The sequence below is a fragment of the Acidobacteriota bacterium genome (assembly GCA_039028635.1).
Taxonomy (GTDB): domain Bacteria; phylum Acidobacteriota; class Thermoanaerobaculia; order Multivoradales; family JBCCEF01; genus JBCCEF01.
The window spans coordinates 58,628-83,636 of record JBCCHV010000013.1 but is presented as its reverse complement, the minus strand read 5'-3'; the positions used below and the strand labels follow the sequence as shown (position 1 = coordinate 83,636).

The window sequence follows — 25,009 nt, the reverse complement described above, 5'->3', positions numbered from 1 at the left end:
ACTCCAGGGTTTATCCTGAAGTCCTCAGAGGCGGGGTTTCAGGAGGTGGGATGAGCGGATTGACGATTGGACAGCTAGCGGAGCGCGCCGGGGTGGGGATCGAGACGATTCGGTTCTATGAGCGCCGCGGGCTGGTTCCGGAGCCGCCGCGGAGGCGGTCGGGATATCGCCAGTATCCGGAGGAGGCGGTGGATCGACTGCGGTTCGTCCGGCGGGCGAAGGGGCTGGGTTTTTCCCTCGACGAGATCGGCGAGCTGCTCGAGCTGCGCAGCCATCCGCGAGCCAACCGACGGCGGGTGCACGCCAAGGTCGAGGCCAAGCTGGCGGACGTAGAGCGGCGGATCGCCGACCTGGAGCGGCTGCGAGCCACGCTACGCGGCCTCGCCAGTGACTGCGCTAACGGCAAGACCAGCGAGCCGTGCCCGATTCTCGAAGCACTGGAAGGCATGGAGGAGTCGCGATGAGCGATTGCTGCTCCGGTAGCGCATCGAATGCGACGGCGCCAACAGCGGCGCCAACACCTGCAACAGACCCGGTCTGCGGGATGAGCGTCGATCCCGCAACCAGCCAACAGCGAGCCGATCACGCCGGCGAGACCTACTTCTTTTGCTGTGGCGGCTGCCGCCAGAAGTTCGAGAGCGACCCGGAGCGCTGGCTGAGCGGGGCGGGGGCGGAGGTGGAGGCCGATCCGGAGGCCTTCTACATCTGCCCGATGGACCCGGAGGTGCGGCAGCAGGGCCCCGGGAGCTGCCCGAAGTGCGGCATGGCCCTCGAGCCGGAGACGCCGACCGAGGCGACGCGGCTGGAGTACACCTGCCCGATGCATCCGGAGGTGGTGAGCCCACAGCCAGGGTCGTGCCCAAAATGCGGCATGGCCCTCGAAGCGCGCAGCGTCGTGGTCGAGGAAGACAATCCCGAGCTGCGCGATATGACCCGCCGCTTCTGGGTGGCGGCAGCGCTGTCGCTGCCGATCCTGCTGCTGGCGATGGGCGACATGCTGCCCGGCGCTCCCGTCTCTCGAGTCATCGCTCCGCGCTGGCGCGTGCTCGCCGAGCTGCTGCTCGCCACCCCGGTGGTGCTGTGGGCCGGCTGGCCGTTCTTCGAGCGCGCCGTCCAGTCGCTGCGCAACCGCAGCCCGAACATGTTCACCTTGATCGGCCTGGGCGTTGGCGCCTCCTTCGGTTACAGCGTGCTGGCCGCCCTGGTTCCGGGACTCTTCCCGGCTTCTTTCCGCGCCCACGATGGCACCGTCGGCGTCTACTTCGAAGCCGCCGCCGTGATCGTCGCCCTGGTGCTCCTCGGACAGGTCCTCGAGCTGCGCGCCCGCAGCAAGACCGGCGCCGCCATCCGCGCCCTCTTAGGCTTGTCGCCGGCGATCGCCCGTCGCCTGACCCCGCAGGGTGACGAGCAGGACGTTCCGCTCGCCGACGTGCGAGTCGGTGACCGGCTGCGCGTGCGACCAGGAGAGAAGATCCCGGTGGACGGCGTGGTGGTCGAAGGCTCGAGCGCCGTCGACGAATCGATGATGACCGGCGAGCCCCTTGCCGTCGCCAAGGGACCCGGCGATCAAGTCGTCGGTGCCACCGTCAATGGCACCGGCGCGCTGGTGATGGAGGCGGAGCGCGTCGGCTCCGAGACCTTGCTGGCGCGCATCGTCGCCCTGGTCGCCCAGGCCCAGCGCAGCCGGGCCCCAATCCAGCAGCTCGCCGACCGGGTGGCGGCGGTCTTCGTGCCGACGGTGGTGGCAGTCGCCCTCGGCGCCTTCGTCGCCTGGAGCCTGTGGGGTCCCGAGCCACGCTTCGCCTATGCCCTGCTGGCCGCCGTTTCGGTGCTGATCATCGCTTGCCCCTGTGCCCTCGGTTTGGCGACGCCGATGTCGATCATGGTCGCTACCGGCAAGGGCGCCGGGGCCGGTGTTCTGTTCAAGAACGCCGGGGCCATCCAGCGCCTGCGGGACGTCGACACCTTGGTGCTCGACAAGACCGGCACCCTCACCGAGGGCAAGCCGGGGTTGGTCACCTTGGAGGTCTTCGGGGATTTCTCCGAGGCCCGAGCCCTCGCCCTTGCGGCCGCCGTCGAGCGCTCCAGCGAGCACCCGCTGGCCGAAGCGATCGTCGCCGCGGCCGAGCAGCGAGACCTGGTGATTCCCGCCGTTCGCGACTTCGAGTCGCGCACCGGCCGCGGTGTCCTCGGCACCGTCGACGGCTACCGGGTCGCCCTCGGCAGTGCTCCCCTGATGGCGGACCTCGGCCTCGATCCGAGCCAACTCGCGAAACGGGCAGAAGCCCTGCGGGCGGAGGGCCAGACGGTGCTCTTCGCCGCCGTCGACGGCGCTTTGGTGGCCATGCTAGGGATCGCCGATCCGGTTCGCGAGACCACCCCCGCAGCGCTAGCGGACCTCGAGGCGATGGGCCTCGATCTGGTCATGCTGAGCGGCGACAACCGCACCACCGCCGAGGCGGTGGCCCGACGCCTCGGCATCGGGCGCGTCGTGGCCGAGGTCTTGCCGCAGGAGAAGGCCGCCGAGATCGAGCGCCTGCAGCACAGCGGCCGGGTGGTCGCGATGGCCGGCGACGGCATCAACGACGCGCCAGCCCTCGCCCAGGCCGATGTCGGCATCGCCCTCGGCAGCGGTACCGACATCGCCATCGAGAGCGCCGACGTCACCCTGGTGCGAGGCGATTTGCGCGCCATCGGTCGCGCCCGCCGGCTGAGCCAGGCGACGCTGCGCAACATCCGCCAAAACCTCTTCTTCGCCTTCGCCTACAACGCCCTCGGCGTGCCGCTGGCGGCGGGGCTTCTCTACCCCGTCTTCGGCTGGCTGCTGAGCCCGATGATCGCCGCCGCCGCGATGAGCCTGAGCTCCGTCTCGGTGATCGGCAACGCCCTCCGATTGCGTCGGGCGAAGCTCTAGCGAACGGGAGCAGAGCCCCTATTCGAGCAGGCGCCCCTCGACCGCGAAGTCCTCGCCGTCTTCGAGGCGCGCCGCCAGATTCGCCGGTACCTCCGGCACCGGCCGCGTGGCGAGCGTCATCGCGCCATCGGCGGCGAGCTCGACGACGTGGTTGACGCGCTGCTCCGGCGCCACCTCGGGGAAGTCCGAACGCTGATGGGAGCCGCGGCTTTCCTTGCGCGCCACGGCACAGCGCAGGGAGGCCTCGGCGCTGTCGATGGAGCCGAGGAGATCGAGCGCCAGGGCGAGATCGCCAAAGCCTTCGGCACTCGGTCGCACGTCGACGTGCTGGGCCGCCTGGCGGATCTGGTCGAGCTTGTCGAGACCCTCCGTCAGCTTGTCCTCGCTGCGCACCACGCCGCAGTGGCCCCACATGATGTCGCGCACCGCCCGCTGCAGCGGGCGGGCCAGCTCCTCATCGTGCTTGGTCAAGAAGTCGAGCTCGTCGTGGGCGGCGTTGATCACCGCCCGGCTGCGGCGCTGGATATCGAGATTCGCGGAATGCTCGGCGGCGCTTTCGCCGGCGCGCTTGCCGAAGACCAGGATCTCGGCCAAGGAGTTGCCGCCCAGGCGATTGGCGCCGTGGACGCCGCTGGTGCACTCACCAGCCGCGTAAAGACCCCGCACGCGGGTGGCGTGGCTGTCCGGCTCGACCACCAAGCCGCCCATGCTGTAGTGCGCCGTCGGCGCCACCTCCATCGGCTGCTTGGAGATGTCGAGCATCTGCGACTCCATGAACTGGCGATACATGCGCGGTAGCTTGTCGAGAATGAACTCCTTGGAGCGATGGCTGATGTCGAGAAACACCCCGTGGTTCTCGGTGCCGCGGCCCTCGACGATCTCGGTGTAGTTGGCCAGCGCCACTCGGTCGCGGGTGGAGAGCTCCATGCGCTCGGCGTCGTAGCGCTGCATGTAGCGCTGGCCATCGCGGTTCAACAGGTGACCACCCTCGCCACGCACCGCCTCCGTCACCAGTGTCCCGGCCATGGTTTCGGGAAAGACCATGCCGGTGGGATGAAACTGCACCAGCTCCATGTCGGCGAGCTCACAGCCGGCGTGCAGGGCGAGGCGCATGGCGTCGCCGGTGTTCTCGTCGCGACGCGACGAGCTGCGCCGCCAGATGCGAGTGTGACCACCCGCCGCCAGAACGACCGAATCGGCCAGGTAGACGGTGCGCTCGCCGGTCACGATGTCGAAGGCCATGGCCCCGAAACACTCCCGCTCGCCGGCCGAGTCGTCGACCAGCAGACGCGAGACGTACTGCAGGTCGTGAATCGGGATTTCGAGCTTCTCGACCTGCTCCGTCAAGGTATTGAGCAGGGCGCGGCCAGTGTAATCGCCGGCATAGCAAGTGCGGCGATACTTGTGGGCCCCGAAGTAGCGCTGATCGAGCTCGCCATCGGTGGTGCGGGCGAAGGGCGTTCCCCACTCGGCCATCTCGAGAATACGAGCCGGGGCTTCCTGCACCAATAGCTCGACGGTGCGTGGCTCGGCGAGGAAATAGCCTTCGCGGTAGGTGTCGACGAAGTGTTGCTCCCAAGTGTCCTCGGGATCGACCGTGGCGAGGGCGGCATTGATCCCACCGGCCGCGAGCACGGTATGGGCATCGTTGCGCATGCGCTTGCCGAGCACGATGACCTCGGCGCCGGCGAGGTGAGCCGCGATGGCGGCGCGCAGGCCGGCCCCTCCGGAACCGATGACGAGCACGTTGGAGACATTGGTTCGATGCTTCTGGTTCATATCTGAGGACCTCCTCGGATTCGCAAGGACTCCGAGCAAGAGGAAGAGTTGTGGGGTGTCAAAGAGACGTCGACGCCGGGCCGAGGGCCCTGGGCGCACGGGAAGGACGGAAGGACCGCTCCCCCCGCGGGACTACTCTTTCACGCTCGCGGTGCGGCCGGAAGAGGGATTCCGAGGAAGGCCACCCAAGGGACACCGCCGGCCGGACAGGCGCAGCCCGCGGAGCCGCGTGGTCGATCAGCGCAGCTCGTCGGCGAGCTGCCGCAGGCGCTGCTCCCAGGGGCCGGCGTCCGCCTCGCCCGGGCGATCGGCGAGAGCCGCCTCGGCGACTTCGAGGGCCTCCGCCGGGCGCTCGAGACCGCGCAGCGAGGCGGCGAGATACCACGCCGCCGCCGGGCTGGCGGGATGGATCTCGGCCGCCACCTCAAAGACCGGTAGGGCGGTGGCGAAGTCGCCATCGAAGAACGGCCCCATGCCGTACTGCACCAGCACCTCCTCGGGTAGCTGCGCGGCGAAGCCGAAGCGCGCCTCGTGGCGCTCGCTCCAGGTGCGCAAAGGCTTGGCATCGAAGCCCAGCTGGTAGCTGATCGGCAGCTCCCAGGGCCCGAAGATCTCGCCGAGCCCGTCGAGCAGCACCTGCGGCGCCGCGCTGTTGTGGGTGGCGCCAGGGACGCGCCGGGCGGAAAGCTCGACGCCGAGCGACCGGGCGTCGCCCAGGCGCTGCCGGATGGCCTCTTCGGCGTCGAGGAACCAGTCCTGATCGAGGCTGCCGACGCCGAGATGCAGCAGTCGGGGCACGGCGCCGCGGGTGGCGGCGACCTGGGCGGGCAGAAGCTCGACCTGGCGCCCGTCGTCGAGGCGCTCGACGGGCGGTGCAGCGCCCACCACGAAACCCTGGAAGGCGCCGTCGTTTTCGAACAAGGCGGCGAGCGCGAAGGCACCGCCGGAGGAATAGCCGAGAAGCGAGCGATGGGGGGCCGCCGGATAGCGCTCGGCGATGAACGGCGTCAGCTCGTCGACCAGGAAGCGGTAGAAGGGATTCTCGGCGATGCCACCATGGCGCAGCGACGAAAGCTCCGCTTCGCGCTGCTGGTGCGGCACCGAGACGATGATCAGCCCTGGCAGGGCCCAGCGGCGCGCCATCGCCTCGGCATACCCGCTCACCAGGCCGTGGTAGCTGGCTCCGTCCATCACCATCACCAGCGGCCGCGGCGTGTCGCGTTCACTCCCCGGCACACTGGTGATGCGCAACGCCACGGTGCGACTAGCGCCCAGCCGCTCGGAGGGAACCTCCAGCTCGACCGTCTCCTGCCAAGGATCTCCCAGGGGAGCTGCCAGCGGCGCAGGCTCGAGTCCGGCCGGCGAGTCGCCGGCTTCGCGACAGGCCCCCAGAAGAAGCATCACCAAAACCAACCACACCAGCACCCCAACTGAACGTCCGATTCGACTCGCCATCGCCAGAACCTCCCCGGATCGCCGCCGGCCTCGCCACCGGAGCCACGGCGCAACCACCTCGCCTCAGAGGCCGTCCCGGCAGGCGGCCCCGTGATCGAAATCTACAGCCTGATACTCGATCGCCGACGAATAGTTGAGCGGCAGAGGTTCCGACAGCCGCAATCCACGGCAACGGTCAAGCCGGCCGCCAAGGGCGCTTGGCTCGTTCCTGGTTGCAGAACCGCTTACAGGCGAGCCGCTGAATCAGCGCGGCCGACGCTTGAGCACCAGTTTCTGGCGGAAGGCGCCGAGGGAGCGATCGGCCATCTCGACGGTCAGCACATCCTCTTCGCAGCGGTAGGTGAAGCTGCCAGTGAAGCTCGGCATCGGCACATGGGCAAAAGCTGGCCGGAGGTCGATGCTCTGGCCGTCGATGACCATGAAGGATTCGCCGACGGTGCGTTCCATGTCGACCGCCATGTACAGCCAGCGCGGCTCGGCATCGTGCTGGCACAGGGTGCCCACGAACTCGTCCGTGAAGCGGAGCTTGCCGATGACCTGCTGACCGCTGGGCGCCGTCCCGCGCAAATGGAGGTTGGTGCGGCGCGAGCGAGAGAGCTGCCCGTCGCCACCGATGGTGACGATCTCGCCGCTGTCCGGCTCGACCCGCCAGGTGAGATCCGAAGCCCCCATCGCCCTCAGCTGGGCGAGCATGGGGCGAATCTGATTCTCGAAGGCGTCGTCGTCGAGCGCCCAGCTTCCGACCACGCAGGCCGGCGGATGCAGGCGTTCGATGCAGAAGTTGGTGGTCGGGTCGGCGGTGGCTGCGGATGCCAGCGCAGCGCTCACCAACAGAGCCCCGAGCCAGGCACCGGGCCGGCAAAGATTGCGAAGAGGCATGGTCTCGATCCTCCGAAGTCGTCCCTGGGAAGGCGCGACAGCGAACTTGGCTGCCGCGCCCTTTCCCGCTCTGACGACTCTCCGGAGGATTTCGTTACGGAGCCCTCAGGCGGCCTCTGAGAGGAGGAACTTGCCGAGCTTGCCGAAGGCGGCGCGCCAGCCGTCCTTGACGTACTCGATGAACTCGGGCTCGAGATGGTCTTGCACCAGGGTGACTCGGGTACGGCCTTCGTCTTCGGCGACGAAGTCGACCTGCACCGTCGTCGCCGGTCCCTCGCGACGCCGGTCGGTGGCCTCGTAGACCAGCCGCGCCGGCGGATCGAACTCCTTGATCACGCCCACGATCTCGAACTCCCCAACGCCCTCGAGGTGCATGTTGTGCACATACTTGCCACCGACCCGCGGCTCGACCTGCGACTCGGTCTTGGTGGTCTGGCCACAGCCCCACCAAAGCTCGACCTTGCTGGCCTCGATCCAGGCATCGAACACCGACTCCCGCGGCGCCTCGAAGGTACGGGTGACGGTCAGCTTCTCGCCATCGAACTCGACCTTGGTTTCCATGCTGTCCCTTTCTGACCGATGCCGTCGGGCCCCCCGGCGGTGTTCGCCGTTGGCGCCCAGCGTTCAGTTCACCGGCTCCTTGCGTCGTTTCTCTTCGAGGAGCGCCTCGACGGCGTCGAACTGAGCCTTCCACAGGGCGGTGTAGCGCGCGATCCAGTGCAGCGCCACCTCCGCCATCGCCGGGTTGACGGCGATGAAATGCTCCCGGCCCTGTTTACGGCGATGGATCAGCCCGGCCCGTTCGAGCACCCGCAGGTGCTTGGAGACCGCCGGCTGCGACATCTCGTAGGGCTCGGCCAGCGACCGGACGTTGTGCTCGCCACCGGCCAGACGGGCGAGCATGTCCCGCCGGGTGACATCCGAGAGCGCACCAAAGACTCGGTCGAGTTGCTCCTCACTAATAACCATTTGGTTATGCTTTCTCGATTGAGAGCCGATGTCAAGGGGCATCTCACGGCCGGTCAAGAAAAACAGCCCCCGGCCGAAGCCGGGGGCTGCCAATCACTGCCAGGAGAGCCGAGCTCTCAGCGGTCGAACTGACCACGGCGCAACGGCACCGTGAAGCAGGCCGAGAACTCGGAGGTCGAACGGCTGCGCGTCGCCGTCGCCGTGATGACGTCCCCCGGCGACACCAGGGTGTGGAGCACCATCGTCCAGTTGCCCAGGGGATCGGTGTTCAGGGTGAAGGGCTTCGAATGCCACTTGCCCTCCCCATGACCGGACGGATCACAGACATCGCTGACGTAGACGTCGACGACGAAGCCGGTGTCGATACCCCCCGGGCCGAGGTCCAGGGTCCCGGTGACCGTGGTGTCGGAGGAACCCACCACCACGCTGGTGATCACCGGGAAGTTCTGCAGGTTGTTGGGGCCGACATCGGGATCGCCCGGGTCGTTGGGGGTCACCCCGTCGTTGGCGAGATCGATGCCGAGACCACCGTTGTCGTGGATGCGATTGGCATAGATGTCGTTCTGAACGCCATCGAGCACCGCGATGCCATCGAAGCCGTTGTAGGCGATGGTGTTGGCCGTCGCATCACGGATGATGACTCCTCGCGGCACACCATCGGCGATGGTGTTGCGGTTCGCACCACTGACGATCACGATGCCGTGGCGAGTGTTGCCCAGCGGCCCCTGATTGAAGATCGAGGTTCCGATGGAGTTGCCGAAGATGAAGTTGTCGCGCGCTCCGACACCCGACAGGCGAATGCCCCACTCGTTGCCCGACAGGACGTTGCCGCCTCCCGGGCGCAGGCCGCCGATCGAGTTGCCGGACGAGTTGGTGATCTGAATTCCGGCCATGCCATTGCCGAGATCGACCAGTCCCGCCTGATCGGTGCCGATGCGGTTCATCAGCACGATGTTGCCGCTGCCACCGTTCAATCGCAGGCCGGCATTGTCGAAGCGGTTGATCACCAGACCATTGACCTCGCTGTCGCCGGCGGTGATGTCGAGGCCGATGACGTTGGTCCCGGCGGCCGAGCCATCGATCTCGACCAAACCCTGGGGCGTCTGCGAGATGCCTTCGATCTGCACCGGATCGGTGACCACCGGCAGTGCCGAAGCCGGTTGGAAGGTATTGCCCGAGGGCAGCGCGAAGGTCAGCCGCTGGCGACCCAAGGAAGCATTCGACTGCTGCAAGGCGGCGCGCAGGGTGCAGACGCCGCCGGAGGTGGCGCAGGCGTTGTCGCCGAGGTTGTTGTCGCCGGCGTCGCCGGTGTTGTTGATGACGAACCCGGCCACCGTGATGGCGAAGGGCGCACTGTCGCCGAAGACCGTCGGATCGGAAACGCTCGCCACCCGCATCACCGCGGTGTTGGCCAGCGGCCCGGTGACGATCCAGAACTGACCGCCATCGTCGGGGGTGCTGGTGAAGAGGGTCTGGAAGGCACCGCCGTTGCGCGACAGGGAGATGCGCACGTTGCCGGTGATGCCGTCCGAGGTCCAGCGAATGAAGCGACCACCACCGACCGGCCAGGTGTCGCCCCCGAGCGGCTCGTCGACGGTGATCGAGGCCGAGCAATCGTTGTTCTGATTGGCCGGATCGGAAGCCGAGCCGACAGCGATCTCATGGCGCGCCAGGGCGGTGAAGATGGCCGCCGCGTGGGGCGTGCCGTTGCCCGGATCGCCATCGCAGTCATCCTGCGCCCGCAGCGTGTGGTAGAGCGAGCCGGCGACATTGCCGCCCTCGCGGGTGGTGGTGGCGAACTGGCAGGTGAAGAAGGAGCCGGCACTCGGTCGTGAGCTGTAGAACAGCTCTTCGACCTTGTCGAAGGCCTGGGCCGAGCTGTAGCCGGCGAGGATCAGCTCCTGCACCAAATCCCAGATGGACTCGGTGCCCGGCGCCGTCTCGCAGTGCGGCTGGCGACCACAGGGCCCCTGCCAGCTCGGATGCCCGCTGCCGCAGGCCAGGTTGGTCTGCGGGGTGTGCGGCACCATGCCCTTGTGGGTCCGCCAGTCGATGTCGCGGAAGCCGTCGCAGGTGGCGCTGCAGTCGTAATTCTGGAACGCACCGCAACCGTCCGCGTACTCGGCACCGCGCGCAATGCAAGAGTCCTCGACGTGGAGAGCGGCGACGATGTCGGCGTAACCCTCGCCGGAGCCGCCGTCGGTGCCCGGATGGCTGCCGTCGGTGAAATCGATGGCGTGACCGAGCTCGTGCAGCAGATGGGTGACGTTCTCACCGGCGTTGTTGCAGCGCGCAACGTCGCGGGTCATCTCGATCTTGTGGTTCGGCAGATCGAAGTACTGCCCCAGACAGAGGCCGGTGTCGCGATTGACCTCGATGGTCAGCGGTCCGCTGGCCGAGCCGGCGGACCAATCGAGGTTGGGCATGAACTCCCGCGCCCGCTTGAGGCCATCGTTGGCCCAGAAGTAGCTGGTTCGAGATGCGCTGGTGTTGCCATCGGTCGGCCCGGCGGTGCTGTTGCAGTCATTGGTGAGGGGGTTTGAGGCGCCGCCGAAGTCGAGATTTCCCACCCCGGTGTTGAAGTCGATGGTGCCGCAGACATCGTCCATTTCGACCTGCTCGCCGCGCATGAAGGAGCGGTTGGGCACACCCGAGGTGAAGATCCCGTTCTCGTCGGCGAACTGCACCGGGCTCTGGCGATAGTCCACCCACGGGAAGTTCTGGTTGACCTCCGACGTCAAGCTGCCATGGGGCCTGACCCGGCCCCGGGCGACGGCGTCGACGGCGGTGCCGCGGAAGGAAACGACGGCGCCGGTGTAGGCGTCGACCAGGCCTTCCCAGACCTCCGAATCGCCGGCGCGCTGGAAGCTGTGCTCGCGCACCAAGCGGTACTCGAGTCCGCGGCCGAAGGTGCCGATGTACACCGGCGGCCCGTCGCCCACCACCAGCGACGGTGAGGTCGGGATCAAGCGCAGATCGCCATCCTTGTAGTAGAGATCACCGGCCTTCTCACCGCCCAAGTACTCGGCCAGCGCCTTGCGGCTCTGCTGCGCATCCACCAGAACTTCCGGCACTGCCGCCTTCGGCACCTCCAGAGACGATGAGATGTTCTCCATCTCCCAGTGGATCAGGTTGCCGTGGTTGACGCGGAAGACCACTCGCGCGCCGTCCACTGGCAGGCCGTGGGGCTGCCAGCGGAACACCACGTGCCAGAGGCGGTAGCGCGGGTCGCCCTCGGCACCGGCCAGCGGGCCGACGCCCTGGGAGGCCTTCTCGTCGAGCACCAGCTCGGCGGAGGTGATGCCGGCGAGGTCGGCGTGGCGATCGATCCACTCCCGACCCAGCCGCTCGAGCTCGGGCAAGGTGTCGATGCCCTTGGCTGCGGCCAGTGAGTTGCCGGCGCCCGGGATCCAGGGCACCGACAGCTCGATGACCAGAGGTCGGCCGGTGCGGCGATCGAAGACCGCACGCTCGGCGGCCTTCGGGCTCAGGCCCTGGGTGAGGCGAAAGCTCTCCCAGGCGTCGGCGGCGACTCCGGCGGGCAGATCCATCGCCCGCATCGGTGCGGCCATGCGCAGTCCGAGAGACTCGCCGGTGGTTCGGCTGCTCAGCTCACCGTCGGCGGACGCTGGGGGCACGGCGCCGCCGGCTGGCCCGGCAATGGCCAGCAGGAGGATGAGGCAACAACAGGTCAGGAGGGTGGAGCGGTAAGAAAAAGGAAAGCAAATGAGGGGGCCATGCACGATGTTGAGACTCCTTCCAGCTTGGGGACCACCGCGGCCACACCGCGGCGGTCGGTGGGCGAAATACTCGGACAGCGCCAAGCAACCTCTGGCACCGACCCGGTCTCGCCTCCGAGCAAGCCTCGCGGCGGGGCTCCCTCCCGCCGCTCGTCGTCTCCCACAGACCCGGTTGTCACCCGTTGCAATCCTGCGCTAGCCCGAGACTGTCGTGCCGAAATCTCTCGTCCGCAGGCCGACCCATCGCTGAAGTGGCCACGGCTCGCTCCCCTCACACCCTGCGGAGGGGTCGATCGGAGAGATCTTGGCTACTTCCAAATACGTGAATTCGAGAGGAAGGTTCTGCATGACCAACCACCTCCGGAAGGGACTTCCCCACCCGCCGTGCCCAGCCCGCGGGGCTCGGCCCTCGCCGCCTCGTCCTGGCCGCCGCCTGGACAGGGCTCGCCGCGGGTCCGAGAATCGGCACATGAAGACACCTGTTTCCGAGGTCATGCCGTGGCCGCTGCCGGCGGTTCTCATCGCTCTCGGCAGCTGCCTCGCCATCGCGTGCCCATCACCCACCACCCACCAATCCGGAGCCGACCCGCCAGGGCACTACCTGATCTACCTCCACGGCCGCATCGTGCAAGAGCAAGGACCGCGGGCGATCAGCGAGCGCTTCGGCCCCTACCAGTTCGAAGCCATCGTCGTGGCCCTTCGCCGCGCCGGCGCCGAGGTCGTGGCACCGCTGCGCTCGCCGGGCAGCAACCTCCACCAGTCCGCCGCCGAGGTGACCGAACGGGTTGGCGCCCTGATGGCACAGGGCATCGCGGCCGACCGCATCACCCTGGTGGGAGCCTCCCAGGGTTCGGTGATCGCCATGCTGGCCTCTCAGGAGCTCGCCCTCGACCAGCTCGGCCTGGTCTTGATGGGAGCCTGCAACGGCTGGGTCACGGGTGAGCTGCAACCCGACCTCCACGGCCGCGTACTGTCGCTGTACGAACCCGGTGATCGCCACGGCGGGAGCTGCCGGGAGCTGGTCGAGCAGAGCTCCGGCGTCACCGCCTTCGAGGAGATTCGCCTCGACACCCGCCTCGACCACGGCTTCCTCTACCGGCCCCTCGAGGAATGGGTCGATCCGGCCACCGATTGGGCTCTTAAGGGCGTTCGAGAGCGAGGTCGAGAGCTCTCGGGTTGACATTCGACCCGAAGGAGTCGAGACTTGGGTAGCATGTCTACCCAAGAGAGAAACGCTCCCGATCGCATCGCCCTGCTCCAGGGCACCCTCGACCTGCTGATCCTGCGTACCCTGGTGTTTGGAGCGCAGCACGGTCAGGGCATCGCCCGCGCCATTCAACAGACCTCCGGCGATGTCCTGCTGGTCGACCACGGCTCCCTCTACCCGGCCCTTCAGAGGCTCGAGAAGAAGCGCTGGATTCAGGCCGAATGGGGGGTGAGCTCGAACAATCGGCGAGCCCGTTTCTACGAGCTCACCACGGCTGGCCGCGAAGCGATGGTCCGCGAGACCCGCCAGTGGACCCGGCTGGTGACGGCGATGAGCCGGGTGCTCGGCCTCGAAGCCACCGGGAGCCGGCCGTGAAGCGCCCCGCCAGCCGCACCGACGCCGACTTCGCCGCCGAGGTCGAAGCCCACCTCGAGCTCGAGATCGAGCAGCTCATCGCCGAGGGCATGGACCCCGAGGCAGCCCGCCATCAGGCGCGACGGAGCTTTGGCAACGTCACCCGAACCCAGGAGCGGTTCTACGAATCGAGCCGCTGGATGTGGCTCGACCACCTGGTGCGCGACCTGCGATTCGCCCTGCGGCAGATGAAGCGCTCGCCGATCTCGACGGCGACCATCGTCTGCTCCCTCGCCCTCGGCCTCGGCGCCTGCACCGCCATGTTCAGCATTCTGCGTCCCCTGATGCTGCAAGACCTGCCCTTCGAGCAGCCGAATCGCCTGGTCTGGATCGAGAACGTCGGCGGCGAAGGCATGTCGTCGGTGACTTCGCGGACCTCGAATCTGCGCGATTTCCGGGCCCTCGCTCGATCCTTCGACGGCATGACCGGCTTCAATGCCTTCTTCGAGTACGGCAGCTACAACCTGGTGGGTGCCGGGGACCCCATTCGCCTGGTCGGGGTCGGCGTCGCGGCCGACTTTCTCAACGTGCTCGGCGTCACACCGCTGCACGGACGGAGCTTCACCGACGAAGAAGGACAGGATGGAGGACCGCCGGCGATCATCCTGTCCCACGGCTTCTGGCAAAGCCAGTTCGCCGGCGACCCCACCATCGTCGATCGCGCGATCAACCTCGATGGCGAACCGGTGTCGGTGGTGGGAGTCCTGCCGCCATCCTTCGAATTTGCGTCCTTCTTCTCACCCCGTTCGCGGGTCGACTTTCTGACCCCCCTGGCGATCAGCGATCGGACCGACGCCTGGGGCAACCTGCTGTCGATCATCGCCCGCCTCGCCCCCGGCGCCACCATCGCCAGCGCCCAACAGGACCTCGACGGGGTGATCGCCAGTCTCGAGGAGGCGGATCCCGAGCGCTGGGGGCTGGGTGCCAAGGTGCGCGGCCTGCAGAGCACCATTGCGGCGCCCTATCGCTCTGCCCTCTTGCTGCTCGCCGCCGCCGCCGGGGCGGTACTGCTGATCGTCTGCCTCAACATCTCGAACATGCTGCTCGCCCGCGGTCCCCGACGCAGCGCCGAGATGGCGGTGCGCAGCGCCCTCGGAGCACCGCGCCGGCGCTTGTTGCGCCAGCTCTTGATCGAGAGCGTCGTGCTCTCTCTGACCGGAACGCTCCTCGGGGCCCTCTTCGCCTTCGCCGTCACCGGTTTCGTGTCTCGCACCCGGGGGCTCGAGATTCCCCTCCTCAACGACATGACCGTCGACGGCGGCGCCCTGCTCTTCGCCACCCTCCTGGCCCTCGGAGTCGGTGTCCTGGTCGGCATCGTGCCGGCCCTGCAGCTCTCCCGGGCCGGCCACCGCACCAACCTGCGCGGCTCCCGCCAGCGGATGAGCGCCAGCCGCCAGAGCACGGCCTGGCGCGAAGCCCTGGTGGTCGCCGAGGTCGCCGTGGCCTGCATCCTGCTGGTCTTCGGCGGACTGCTGGTGCGCAGCTTCCAGAAGGTTCTCGAGGTCGACCCCGGCTTCGTGTCCGAAGGCGTCGTCACCTGGAATCTCGATCCGGGCAGGGTTTTCGTCGATCGCGCCGAGGCGGTGACCTATTACGAACGGATCATCACCGCGATCGAAACGCTACCGGGGGTCGAAGCGGTCGGCTTGACCGATGCCGTGCCCCTCGGGCGCAACCGCACCTGGGGCATCACTGCCCCGGGCCAGACCTATGCCGACGACCTCCCCGACATCACCGTCTTTCCGCACCTCGTCGACCATCGCTACCTCGATACGGTCCAGGTCGAGCTCGTCGCCGGTCGCCGCTTCGACAGCCGGGACGGCCTCGGAAGTCCCGGCACCATCCTGCTCAACGAGGCGACCGCCGCGGTGCTCTATCAGGGCGAGGAGGTCCTCGGCCGGACCGCCAACTTCGGGGACGAAGAGTTCGAGATCATCGGCGTGGTGGCCAATACGCGCCACCGATCGCTGGAGGTCGAAAGCGATCTCGAGGCCTACTTCCCGATCACCCAGATCGGCAGCCTCGGCGCCCTCGACATGGTGGTTCGCTCGTCCCTGCCGGCGGAAACCCTGGCGGCGGCCGTCATTCCCGCCATCCATCGCGTCGATCCCACCATCCCAGCCAACGAGTACCGCTCGTTGACCGGCCAGATCGAGCGCTGGATGTCGCCCCGCCGCTTCACCCTCCAGGTACTGATGGCGTTCGCTGCCATCGCGCTCCTCTTGGCGGCCTTGGGAATCTACGGCGTGCTGTCCTACTCGGTGACCGAGAGGAGGCCCGAGATCGGCATTCGGATGGCCCTTGGAGAGTCCGCTCGCAGAGTTCTGCAGCGGGTCGTACTCCGCACCCTGACCCTGGCCGCCATCGGCCTCGCCGTCGGCCTCGTGGCCTCACTGCTGATCTCCCGCTGGTTCTCATCGCTGCTCTACGGCATGGAGGCGACGGACCCCAAAACCCTGGCCGCGATGGGACTCACTCTGCTGGTGGTAGCTGCCCTCGCCGGCCTGATTCCGGCCCTGCGAGCAGCGCGCACCAAGGCCTCGTCGGTCCTCTGGGCAGGCTGACTCCGCCCGGCGGGTCCCGAGCCTACGGGGCCCGCCGCTACTGCTTGACCAGCTTGTAGTGAAATCCCGCCATCACCGCTTCCATGGTGCGACCGTCGAAGCTCTTGACTTCGATCTTGGCGTAGCCCAGGTCGATCGTGCCGGGCACGACGGTGAACTCGTCGGGCGGAATTCGTCGACCGCTGATCACCTGGTAGAAGCGATTCCCTTCGAACTCCCAGCGATCACCTTCGGAATCGGGCGCGCCACCGAACTCGACGATCAGCCAGCTGCCCTGCAACGACTTCTGGCTCAGCTCTTCGGCAGCCAGCGGCAGGGCGAAGACAAGAACCAGCACCAGCGAAACTAGCCGTGTAGACCTCACCATCGACGTGCCTCCCTTGATCGGCGAGGGCGTCCCCCGGGGCGCCCCTTGCGCTGCTGAGATGAAGGATTCTCGCCCGACTCTATGGCATCCGACCACCGACCGTTCGGTCTTCGGACACCGCAGCCTCCCCCATCGTGGCTTCCGCCCCTTGGAAGATCTCGACGATGGCGGTGAGGTTGAGGTCCCCGAGCCCCTGCTCGATGGCCTGGCGATAGAGAGCCGCCGCCGCCCTCACCGGCGACGACCGCGCTGCGCCATCGGCGGCCGCCACGAAATAGCCCAGGTCCTTGGCCACCAGCTCGACCGGAAACTGGGGGGCGAACTCCCGCCGAGCCATGGCGCCGAAGGACGCCGCCAGCGGCGGCGCCACGACCGGCAGTTGGCCGATCAGGTCGAGCCAGCGCTCGTCTTCGATGCCACCGGCTCGCAGAAAGGACACCAGCTCGCCGGCCGCCGCCACCTGAACCGCGAAGAAGGCATTGACGGCCAGCTTGGCGGTCGCACCGAGGCCGGCCTCACCGAGAAAGAAGATCCGGCCACAGCAGGCCGCGAGCAGCGGTCGTAGCCGATCGACGCCATCCCTCGGCCCGGCCGCCAAGGCCACGAGCTGACCGCCCTCGGCCTGCGGCCGGGAGCCCACCACGGGCGACTCGACGAAGACCCCACCGACGTCCTGCACCGCCATCGCCAAGCGCCGGGTCCAGGTCGGCGTCAAGGTGCTGAGCTCGACCGCCAGGGCTCCTGGCGCAAGGCTCCGGAGTGCCCCCTCGGGTCCCTGCCAAACCGCTCGTGAGGCGGCATCGTCACGCACCATCGAGAGCACGAAGGCGGCCCCGCGCGCCGCTTCCGACGGGGTCTTCGCTGCCTCGGCTCCGAGACCGAGGAGCTCCTCCTCCGGGCCCGGTGAGCGGTTCCAGACGGTTACCCGGTGCCCAGCCTCCAGAAGTCGCCGCGCCAGCCGCGCACCCATCGCTCCGAGACCGAGCAGTCCAACCTTTTCTTGCTTCGTCATGGTTCTCCTTTCGGCTTTGAGCGGCACCGAGCCCCAGGCCGGTCGCCGCGTCCGAAGCAAACCTATCGACTGCAATAACAGCTTCAAAGACTGCAAAAAGAACTTGTCTCGTGCAAGAATCGCATGAATGGAGATCAACCAGCTCAAGCTGTTTCTGGCCGTTTATCGGCGTCGCAGCTTCACCCGAGTGGCCGAAGACCGTGGTCTCGACCCCTCGACCGTCTCCCGGGCCATCGCCACTCTCGAGTCGGAGCTCGGCTTCAGCCTGTTCGATCGCACGACGCGGAAGATGACCGCGACGGAGGCCGGCCAGGTCTACTTTCGGCGTCTCGATCCCTTGATCGATGATCTCGAAAACGCCGCCGAGCTCGCCGGTGGAAGTCGCCTGGAGCCGCGCGGCGAGCTGCGCCTCCTGGCCCCGGTGAGCTTCTCTCAGCTCAATCTTCTGCCCCTGCTTCCGGATTTTCTCGCCACTTACCCCGGCCTGCGCCTCGACCTCCAGCTCAGCGATGCCACCCCCGACCTGGTGGAGCACGGCATCGACGTCGCTCTGCGCCTCGGGCCGTTGTCCGATTCGAGCTATCTCGCCCGACGTCTGGCGGTGATGCGCTCGCACGTCTGCGCCAGCCCGTCCTACCTCGAGCGCCGGGGGAAGCCACCGACGCCAGCAGAGCTGGCGGAGCACGATTGCCTGCTCCTCGACATGCCTGGTTTCGGCAACCGCTGGCGCTTTCGGGAGACCCGCGGCAGAGAGCTCCACGTCGACGTCGAAGGACCGCTCAAGACCTCCAATGCCATCGCTCTCAAACAGTGCGCCCTCGGCGGCGCCGGCATCATCCTGCAGGGCGACTGGATCATCGGCCGCGAGCTCGCCGAGGGCAGCCTGATCGACCTTTTCCCCGATCTCGAGGCCACCGCAAGCTACTTCGACAACGCCATTTGGACCCTGCGTCCTCGTCGCGCCCACGAGCCGGCGAAGGTGCGAGCATTCCTCGACTTCTTGCATCGGGCCTTTGCAGCCGGAGCGCCCTGGGCGAGCGGCGGAGAGCAAGCGCCGTGAGGCAGCTATACCGGACCGGTCCACCAGCGACCGCAAAGTCCGTTGCTACCCAGCGATCGAGAGGGTGCGTCTCTCGATCGCAGCCATTCTGATCTCTCGGGAGGAGCTATGAGTGTTCTCGTCAAAGTCCTGATCGGAGGCCTTGCCGCCCTGAATTCTCCGGAAGCCGGCGACGTGACGGTCTTCTTTCCGCAAACGCCGCTCAAAGAACCCTCGGTTTCGGACCATCAACCGATCCTCGCCTGGGAGAAGCCGGAGGACCGGGACTGCGACTCCTGGAGCATCGCGGACCGCAAGGGCAAGCAGAGTGTCCTGACCAGCAGCGTCGGCAACGTGGTGTGCTACCTCGACGTCTCGAACCACGAGATTTTGTTTGCCGGCCAAGACAAGGGCAAGGCCCTCGACACCAAGTTTCTGGCACCCATCGACGCGCAGATGAAAGCAGGCACCCTGCTCGCTGACGAGGGCCTCGACGGACGAGCCCACCTGGTCTTCCAAGAGGCCATCGCCTGTGGCCCGATCGAGCGTCGAACGACCAATGGCAAGGACGAGATGGCCTCCTGGTCGATGCGCAGCGCCGATGGCAGTAGCCGCAAGATCGGAGCCATGGCCTCGGCCGTTCACTTGACCGTCAAGCTGGCCTGCGAAGACGAGAAATACCACCTCGAGGCCCGCCGGCTCGGCCTCGCCAGCAAGACCACGGTCACTTTCCCTTGCTCGATCCAGGATCTCTTCCTGGCAAGCGTTCTGACCGTGCCCATGGCCTCCGGGTCGACGATCTACGACTATCACTTCTACGCTCACAATCAGATCAGCAAGGACCAGGGCAAGATCATTCCCTGGAAGATTCCCACCATTACGACGTGGACCGACGTCAAGGTCCCGACCTGCGAATCGCCCTTCTACTTCGACTGCGCCGCCCTCGGTTTGGTTCGCAGCCGCAACGATGATCTCTGGAGCCTGGGGTACAAGAGCGTGTCCGAGCTCTGCCGCGCCGGTCCGCCGATCTGCCCGAAGGGCGTTTTCTGATCGCTGACGCCCCCCGCCGGAATCGTTCCCGGTCGCGGCCCCGCGGCAGCCGCGACCGAGAACGATTCCACGTTTCTTCCACGTTCGATCCACGGATCTGCGATGGGCTCGTCTCTAGCCTCCTCTCGAACCATCGGAGGAGAAATCATGAGAACGAAAGCCCTGCTGCGCGTCCTGTTCGCCCTGCTCATCCTCACCGCCCTGCCCACCTTCGCCCAGCCGGAACGCAATCCGGCGAGCCCCTGGTATCTCCAGGAGAGCGGTCGCTGGTGGGACGTCGAGATCTTCCTCGGGGTCGAATTGGAGCCCGATTATGCCGGCTCCGACGACAGCGAGATCGAGCCCGACGCCGGCGTTCGCGCACTCTTTCGCGACGCCAAGGGCAACCGCTACATCCTGTCCCTCGGCGAAGCCTCGGCAATTTTCGACCTCGGACCGAAGACCGCCTTCCAGGTGACCTTCGAGTACGAGGAGGGGCGTGAAAACGAGAACGCCGCCCTCGCCGAGTTCGACGAGGTTCGCGACACCCTCGAGGCCCAGCTTTCGCTCTTCCGCCGCTTCGGCAACAGCTGGGCGGGCGCGGTCTTTCAGCCGGACATCCTGGACCGCGGCAAGGGCCTGGTCTACTTTTTGGCTCTCGGCCACGACCGGGCGATCGGCGAGCGCATGCTGTTGAGTCCGCGGGTCGACGTCAGCTGGGGCGACAGCGAGCACATGTTCACCGAGTTCGGCATCTCCGCACCGGTCGCCGAAGCTTCCGGACTGGCGCCCTACGAGCCCGGCGGCGGCCTCAAGTCGGCGACCCTCGGAACCGGCCTACGCTATGATTTTTCAAGACGTTGGAGCCTGCTCGCGGATCTCGAGGTGGAGCACTACTTTGGCCGCGCCGCGGACAGCCCGCTGATCCGCGACGAAGGCTCCGCCACCACCTTCGAAGGAGCCTTCGGCGTGCTCTTCCGCTTCTGATCGCCCACCATGTTGAATTCCCCCCGCGTCCTCGTCATCGAAGACGATCCCGACGTCGCCCGCAATATCGCCGAGTATCTCGAGCGGCGCGACTTCGTGCTCGACTTCGCCTACGACGGCATCAGCGGCCTGCACCTGGCGGTGACCGGCAGCTACGATCTGCTGATCCTCGACCTGATGCTGCCCGGCATCGACGGCATCGCGCTCTGCCAACGGCTGAAGAGCGAGATGTCGGGGGTGCCGCCGATCCTGATGTTGACGGCGCGGGATGCCCTCGAGGACAAGATCGAGGGTTTCGAAGCCGGCGCCGACGACTACCTGGTGAAGCCCTTCGCCCTGCCCGAGCTGCACCACCGGCTTCAAGCGCTGCTTCGCCGCGGCCTGCGAACGGACGCCAGCGTCCTCAAGGTCCACGACCTCGAGCTCGACTGGTCGGAGCGCCGCGTGGTGCGGGCAGGGCGCGCCCTCACCCTCAATCGCACCGAGCTCCAGATCCTCGCCATCCTGATGCGAGCCTCGCCGGCCTTGGTCCGCCGACAAGACCTGATGCAGGCCCTGTGGGGTGACCAGGAGGTGCGGGAAGACCTGCTGCGCTCCCACATCTACCGCCTACGCCGCACCATCGATCGCCCCTTCGACGTCCCCCTGCTCCATACCGTGCGCGGCCAGGGCTACCTGCTCCGTCGGCCGTCGTGAAGCGCACCATCGGTTGGCGCCTCACCGTTGTCTTCGCAGCCTTCGCGGCGCTGCTCGGAGGGCTCTTCAGCGCCCTCACGGCAGCCGTTTTCTGGCGCGTCGAGGACCGCTTCGTCGGGCGTCAGCTCGAGGCATCTCTGGAACGCTACATCGAACGAGAAGGGGGCGAGGGCGGACCCGATCCGCTGCTCACCGGCAGCCTTTACCTCGGTCCCGTAGACGATCTCCCGCTGGACCTCGCCCGGCTGGTTCCCGATCCCGAGAAGATCGGCATCCGAGAGATCGAAGAGGCCGACGCCGAGCTCCACGTCATGGTGGTGACCCACCCCGCGACCCTTCGCCCAGTGATCGCCGTGGCCCGGTTTTCCGAGAGCGAGCGCACCGAGAAGAACCTCAGCCTCGCCCTCGGTGCAGCCCTCGCCAGCACGGTGGTCTTCGGCGCCCTCCTCGGTTGGCGCATCGCGCGTCGCATCGTGGCTCCCGTCGAAGTCCTACAGCAGCGTCTCGCAGACGGCGCTAGGCCCCTCGCCGAGGGCTTGCCGGACGACGAGATCGGCCTGCTCGCCCAAGCCCTCGACCAGGCCGAGGATCGCCGCCACCAGGCCCTGGCGCGAGAACGCCTCTTCCTCCGCGAGGCGAGCCATGAGCTGCGCACCCCGGTGACCGTCATCCAAGGCGTCGCCGAGCTCCTGCAAGACGAAGGGGCGAGCAACGAACGCCGCTTCGCGGACCGCATCGACCGCCTGGCCCGCTCCGTCCGTCGCCTCGACGCCACCATCCAGAGCCTGCTGGCCATGGCGCGGGAGGAGAATCGCCGCAGCGCCCAAGGCGAGCTCCCGATCGCGGATCAGGTCGACGACCTGGTCGAGGAGGTGCGGCTCCTCTTGCCAGCGGAAGTGACCATCGCCACCAGTCTCCGCGGTGAGCCGCCGACCTCTCCCCTGCTGGTCGTCGCCCTCTCGAACCTGCTGCACAACGCCATCGAGCACACCGAAACGGGAACCATCGAGCTCGAGCTCGACGGCGAGGGCGCCCGGGTTCGGGATCCCGGATCGGGCATGAGCCCGGAGACGGCCAGATCGCTCAGCGATCCCGAGGCTCCACCAGGGCCTGGCCTCGGTCTGCCGACGGTGCATCGCATCTGCCGCCGCCTGGGCTGGCACTTCGAGCTCGACAGTCAGCCGGACCGTGGCACCGAGGCCCGAATCTCGTTCGAACCTCCTGCGCAGCCGTAACGAAGATTCCCAAGCCGGCGCCGAAGAGCTTCATGAACTCTTCAAATCAATCTTTGCGATGGCTTTTGGCAGTCCTCGTTGTTCTCGCCAGTCTGTTCACCGCCGGCTGCCCGGACGACAAGGACAAGGGGACCGACGGCACCGAGGAGCCCACCACCGAGGAAGAACCCACGACCGAAGAAGAACCGGAACCGGAATGCACCTACCGGCAGGACCCGCTGCCGCCGGCCTACTCCTGGTCCTTTTCCACCGTGCCCGTCGGTCAGACCACGGCGCGCTACTACCTACCGGCGTCGCCCATTGGCCTGGTGATGTTGTTCGATGGTGGCGGCGGCTCCGACATCTGGTTCAACCAGATCGAGGCCCGGCGCATCACCGAAGCCCTGGTCGACGAAAGCTACGCGGTGATGGCTCTCGAGAGTGACGACCCCAACGACGGCAACTTCGACGCCACCGACGACCCGACCAACGTCGATGTCGTCAACCTGCAATCGGCGATTGCCATCGCCCAGGGAGGGGGCGTGCCGGCGACGGTGCCTATCTACTACCTCGGATACTCCTCCGGCGGCTTCTTCGCCAGCCTCGCCCACCGCTACGAGCCGGCGAGCGCCCTGGCGTTGCTCAACGTGCGCGGTGACGAAACCACCTACGACCCCGCGACCCACCCCGCCGGCGGCCCGCCGACCGCCTGGGTGATCGGCCGCAACGACCTCCTGGTCGACCCTGACGATGGCACCCTCGAGGCCAACATCGATCACCTCCTGGGCTTCGGTATCGACCACGAGCTGTGGATCAACGAGCCCATCGGCGCCACCGAGTTCGCCTTCGCTCGCATCGCCGACCCGAGCTCGGCGGTCAGCGATCAGGACTCGGAAGCTGCGATCACCGACATGCGCGATGCCGACATGCTCGACGACTGCGATGTGCCGGTGGACGAGGCCTCGATCCTCGACCTCTCGAGCATTGCCCTGGGCGCCAGCTTCACGGCGACCTTCACCATCGAGGCCACCCGGCAGATCGACGAGCTGTACGGCGCCCACGCCATCAGCAGCGACTTTCGCGACGAGATCGTCGAATTCTTCGGCGATCACCCTTAGAGCCCTCGCCGGCCGGCCGCTGGTTTCGCCTTCGGGTGACCGCGGTGGGCCGGCGAGACTCAGTCCACGGCCTCGAGTCGCTCCGCATCGGGGTCCTCCAGACCGGCTTCGAGCAGGGCGACGAACCGCTTGTCCAAGCCCCGTTCGCTCGACAGCGGGAAGGAGACGTCGAGGCCGTCCTCGGTGAGCACCTGCACCCAGGTATCGACAAAGAAGGATTCGTTGTAGACCACGTCGACGGACTCGATGGTGTCGAAGGGAATGACCGTCTCCGGCTCCGCCCAGGTGTCCGAGTAGAGGATCAGGTGGCGATCGGTCACCAGGTAGAAGCCGTCCTTGATGTCGAACAAGGCATCGGAATAGAAGTAGCGGATCGACTCGCCCTCGGAGAGCAGCCCGAGGGAGCGTACGGTCTTGACGAACCGCGCCGGAGTCTGGCCGCCAGCATAGATGTAGGTGTCCGGTCCGCTGGAAACGAGGATCAAACCGCCGCCGATGACCAGCGCGCCCAGAATCGCTGCGATGGCGATCACCCCGATGATGATCTTGCGCACTCCAACCCTCCTCGTCCAACCAAGGGCCCACGAAGATCGCCGGCCCGAAGAAGATGTCCGTCGTTTTCGCCCCAGTTTAGCCCGTCGATCGCCAGCCGCAGATTCCCCGCCATCCGGCCCTGCAGCAGAAATCTGGTGAGAGGGTCGCGCTAGCATGGGCGCTGAGGTCGGATTCGCCCTCCGGCTCCCGGGCTGGGCGGAAACCTCATCCTCTGGTACGCCGTGGACTACACACCCCGCATCCCGACCCAAGACCCCTTGGCCGGCCTCGTCGAGGTCTTCTTTCATCTCGAGGGCTATTCACCTGAGCACCGCATCGAGCGCTTGGTCCCCAACGGCCGGGTCTCGCTGGTCATCGAGCTCGATGGCCGGCCCCGCCAGGTGCTCGATCCGCAAACCCGTCAGGCTCGACAAATCTGCCGTGGCGCCTGGCTGTCGGGCATCCACTCGAGCTACCTGTTGATCGGCGACGTTGGTCCCGACACCCGCCTGATGGCGGTGAGCTTTGGGGTCGCCGGGGCCTACCCCTTCCTGCACACCGCCCTCGCCGAGATCAACGACCGCGTGGTCGATGCGACGGACCTTCTCGGGCCCGAGATTCTCGAGCTGCGACAAGCCTTGGCCGATCAGACGACACCGGCGAACGCCCTAGATCGCCTCGAACAGTGGTTGGTCGCTCGCCACGACCCGGAACGGCAAGCCCCTCCGGTCGTCGAGACGGCGGTCGCAGCGATCCTCGCCGGCCAAGCCGAAGGCTCCCTGACGCGCCTCGTCGAAGAGTCCGGGGACATCTCCTACAAGCACTTTCTGCAGCTCTTCAAGCGCCACGTGGGCCCCAGCCCGAAGGTTCTGCAACGCATCCTGCGTTTCGCCCAGATCTTCGAGCGGGTGGTCGGCCAGGAGGAGATCGATTGGGCCGACCTCAGCGCCGACCTCGGCTATGCCGATCAGTCGCACCTGATTCGCGAGTTCGCCGCCTTTTCCGGCTACCGGCCCCAGCGCTTCGCCGCCGAGGGGCACCAACGGGTCAACTTCTTTCCCGACGACTGAAGGTGCCGAGGTAAGAAATCTT

Annotated in this window: 21 protein-coding genes; 12 read left to right on the top strand and 9 right to left on the bottom strand. The window is 67.2% G+C overall.

The genetic code is table 11. From position 1 onward, the window contains the following. The first annotated feature begins 50 nt into the window (after positions 1-50). Positions 51-464, top strand: a complete 414-nt coding sequence (locus AAF604_07815) for a MerR family DNA-binding protein (GenBank protein ID MEM7049548.1) — start codon at positions 51-53, stop codon at positions 462-464. Beyond that, entirely contained in the window at positions 461-2,914 is a 2,454-nt protein-coding gene (locus AAF604_07810) for a heavy metal translocating P-type ATPase (protein MEM7049547.1), read from the top strand. The genes AAF604_07815 and AAF604_07810 overlap by 4 nt, the downstream gene beginning before the upstream one ends. An 18-nt stretch (positions 2,915-2,932) precedes the next feature. On the opposite strand, the gene AAF604_07805 is transcribed toward AAF604_07810, so the two are convergent. The 6 genes from AAF604_07805 to AAF604_07780 form a co-directional block, all read right to left on the bottom strand. Next, positions 2,933-4,693, bottom strand: coding sequence for an FAD-binding protein (locus AAF604_07805; GenBank protein ID MEM7049546.1), 1,761 nt, complete (start codon positions 4,691-4,693; stop codon positions 2,933-2,935). A gap of 237 nt (positions 4,694-4,930) precedes the next feature. Then, entirely contained in the window at positions 4,931-6,148 is a 1,218-nt protein-coding gene (locus tag AAF604_07800) for an alpha/beta hydrolase-fold protein (GenBank protein ID MEM7049545.1), read from the bottom strand. A gap of 243 nt (positions 6,149-6,391) precedes the next feature. Further along, on the bottom strand, positions 6,392-7,027 hold the full coding sequence (locus tag AAF604_07795; GenBank protein MEM7049544.1) for a hypothetical protein: 636 nt from the start codon (positions 7,025-7,027) through the stop codon (positions 6,392-6,394). Between the two features lie 105 nt (positions 7,028-7,132). Then, a complete protein-coding gene (locus tag AAF604_07790; protein MEM7049543.1) occupies positions 7,133-7,588 on the bottom strand; it encodes an SRPBCC domain-containing protein in 456 nt (151 codons plus the stop codon). Positions 7,589-7,651: 63 nt separating this feature from the next. Next, a complete protein-coding gene (locus tag AAF604_07785) occupies positions 7,652-7,996 on the bottom strand; it encodes a metalloregulator ArsR/SmtB family transcription factor (GenBank protein ID MEM7049542.1) in 345 nt (114 codons plus the stop codon). A gap of 116 nt (positions 7,997-8,112) precedes the next feature. Then, entirely contained in the window at positions 8,113-11,634 is a 3,522-nt protein-coding gene (locus tag AAF604_07780) for a hypothetical protein (protein ID MEM7049541.1), read from the bottom strand. 571 nt (positions 11,635-12,205) lie between these two features. On the opposite strand from AAF604_07780, the gene AAF604_07775 reads away from it, so the two are divergent. The 3 genes from AAF604_07775 to AAF604_07765 are packed head-to-tail and all read left to right on the top strand — an operon-like array spanning position 12,206 to position 15,921. Beyond that, positions 12,206-12,916, top strand: a complete 711-nt coding sequence (locus AAF604_07775; GenBank protein MEM7049540.1) for a hypothetical protein — start codon at positions 12,206-12,208, stop codon at positions 12,914-12,916. 33 nt (positions 12,917-12,949) lie between these two features. Continuing rightward, positions 12,950-13,318 carry a PadR family transcriptional regulator gene (locus tag AAF604_07770; protein MEM7049539.1) on the top strand — a complete coding sequence of 123 codons (369 nt, stop codon included), beginning with the start codon at positions 12,950-12,952 and terminating at the stop codon, positions 13,316-13,318. Continuing rightward, the gene (locus tag AAF604_07765) at positions 13,315-15,921 is read left to right on the top strand and encodes an ADOP family duplicated permease (GenBank protein MEM7049538.1); all 2,607 of its coding nucleotides are present in this window, start codon (positions 13,315-13,317) and stop codon (positions 15,919-15,921) included. Before AAF604_07770 ends, AAF604_07765 begins: the two co-directional genes overlap by 4 nt. 37 nt (positions 15,922-15,958) lie before the next feature. Here the strand turns inward: AAF604_07765 and AAF604_07760 are convergent, their stop codons facing one another. Then, on the bottom strand, positions 15,959-16,288 hold the full coding sequence (locus tag AAF604_07760) for a hypothetical protein (protein MEM7049537.1): 330 nt from the start codon (positions 16,286-16,288) through the stop codon (positions 15,959-15,961). 79 nt (positions 16,289-16,367) lie between these two features. After that, positions 16,368-17,327 carry an NAD(P)-dependent oxidoreductase gene (locus AAF604_07755; protein MEM7049536.1) on the bottom strand — a complete coding sequence of 320 codons (960 nt, stop codon included), beginning with the start codon at positions 17,325-17,327 and terminating at the stop codon, positions 16,368-16,370. Positions 17,328-17,427: 100 nt separating this feature from the next. Between AAF604_07755 and AAF604_07750 the strand changes: the two genes are divergently transcribed. The 6 genes from AAF604_07750 to AAF604_07725 all read left to right on the top strand — a co-directional run bounded on the left by AAF604_07750 (position 17,428) and on the right by AAF604_07725 (position 23,383). After that, positions 17,428-18,360 (top strand): LysR family transcriptional regulator, encoded by a 933-nt coding sequence (locus tag AAF604_07750; protein ID MEM7049535.1) that lies wholly within the window; start codon positions 17,428-17,430, stop codon positions 18,358-18,360. A gap of 108 nt (positions 18,361-18,468) precedes the next feature. After that, the gene (locus tag AAF604_07745; protein MEM7049534.1) at positions 18,469-19,389 is read left to right on the top strand and encodes a hypothetical protein; all 921 of its coding nucleotides are present in this window, start codon (positions 18,469-18,471) and stop codon (positions 19,387-19,389) included. A 147-nt stretch (positions 19,390-19,536) separates the two neighbouring features. Beyond that, a complete protein-coding gene (locus AAF604_07740; protein MEM7049533.1) occupies positions 19,537-20,355 on the top strand; it encodes a MipA/OmpV family protein in 819 nt (272 codons plus the stop codon). A 9-nt stretch (positions 20,356-20,364) separates the two neighbouring features. Beyond that, positions 20,365-21,051 carry a response regulator transcription factor gene (locus AAF604_07735; GenBank protein ID MEM7049532.1) on the top strand — a complete coding sequence of 229 codons (687 nt, stop codon included), beginning with the start codon at positions 20,365-20,367 and terminating at the stop codon, positions 21,049-21,051. Then, on the top strand, positions 21,048-22,286 hold the full coding sequence (locus AAF604_07730) for a HAMP domain-containing sensor histidine kinase (GenBank protein ID MEM7049531.1): 1,239 nt from the start codon (positions 21,048-21,050) through the stop codon (positions 22,284-22,286). Before AAF604_07735 ends, AAF604_07730 begins: the two co-directional genes overlap by 4 nt. Before the next feature lie 65 nt (positions 22,287-22,351). Beyond that, entirely contained in the window at positions 22,352-23,383 is a 1,032-nt protein-coding gene (locus AAF604_07725) for a hypothetical protein (protein MEM7049530.1), read from the top strand. Positions 23,384-23,442: 59 nt separating this feature from the next. Here the strand turns inward: AAF604_07725 and AAF604_07720 are convergent, their stop codons facing one another. After that, entirely contained in the window at positions 23,443-23,937 is a 495-nt protein-coding gene (locus AAF604_07720) for a hypothetical protein (GenBank protein ID MEM7049529.1), read from the bottom strand. 222 nt (positions 23,938-24,159) lie between these two features. Between AAF604_07720 and AAF604_07715 the strand changes: the two genes are divergently transcribed. Next, entirely contained in the window at positions 24,160-24,987 is an 828-nt protein-coding gene (locus AAF604_07715; protein ID MEM7049528.1) for a helix-turn-helix domain-containing protein, read from the top strand. Positions 24,988-25,009: the final 22 nt, after the last annotated feature.

Excerpts from the sequence above, each read along its gene's own strand:
- AAF604_07815 (MEM7049548.1), top strand. The coding sequence starts at position 51 with ATGAGCGGATTGACGATTGGACAGCTAGCGGAGCGCGCCGGGGTGGGG.
- AAF604_07810 (MEM7049547.1), top strand. The coding sequence starts at position 461 with ATGAGCGATTGCTGCTCCGGTAGCGCATCGAATGCGACGGCGCCAACA.
- AAF604_07805 (MEM7049546.1), bottom strand. The coding sequence starts at position 4,693 with ATGAACCAGAAGCATCGAACCAATGTCTCCAACGTGCTCGTCATCGGT.
- AAF604_07800 (MEM7049545.1), bottom strand. The coding sequence starts at position 6,148 with ATGGCGAGTCGAATCGGACGTTCAGTTGGGGTGCTGGTGTGGTTGGTT.
- AAF604_07795 (MEM7049544.1), bottom strand. The coding sequence starts at position 7,027 with ATGCCTCTTCGCAATCTTTGCCGGCCCGGTGCCTGGCTCGGGGCTCTG.
- AAF604_07790 (MEM7049543.1), bottom strand. The coding sequence starts at position 7,588 with ATGGAAACCAAGGTCGAGTTCGATGGCGAGAAGCTGACCGTCACCCGT.
- AAF604_07785 (MEM7049542.1), bottom strand. The coding sequence starts at position 7,996 with ATGGTTATTAGTGAGGAGCAACTCGACCGAGTCTTTGGTGCGCTCTCG.
- AAF604_07775 (MEM7049540.1), top strand. The coding sequence starts at position 12,206 with ATGAAGACACCTGTTTCCGAGGTCATGCCGTGGCCGCTGCCGGCGGTT.
- AAF604_07770 (MEM7049539.1), top strand. The coding sequence starts at position 12,950 with ATGTCTACCCAAGAGAGAAACGCTCCCGATCGCATCGCCCTGCTCCAG.
- AAF604_07760 (MEM7049537.1), bottom strand. The coding sequence starts at position 16,288 with ATGGTGAGGTCTACACGGCTAGTTTCGCTGGTGCTGGTTCTTGTCTTC.
- AAF604_07750 (MEM7049535.1), top strand. The coding sequence starts at position 17,428 with ATGGAGATCAACCAGCTCAAGCTGTTTCTGGCCGTTTATCGGCGTCGC.
- AAF604_07745 (MEM7049534.1), top strand. The coding sequence starts at position 18,469 with ATGAGTGTTCTCGTCAAAGTCCTGATCGGAGGCCTTGCCGCCCTGAAT.
- AAF604_07740 (MEM7049533.1), top strand. The coding sequence starts at position 19,537 with ATGAGAACGAAAGCCCTGCTGCGCGTCCTGTTCGCCCTGCTCATCCTC.
- AAF604_07735 (MEM7049532.1), top strand. The coding sequence starts at position 20,365 with ATGTTGAATTCCCCCCGCGTCCTCGTCATCGAAGACGATCCCGACGTC.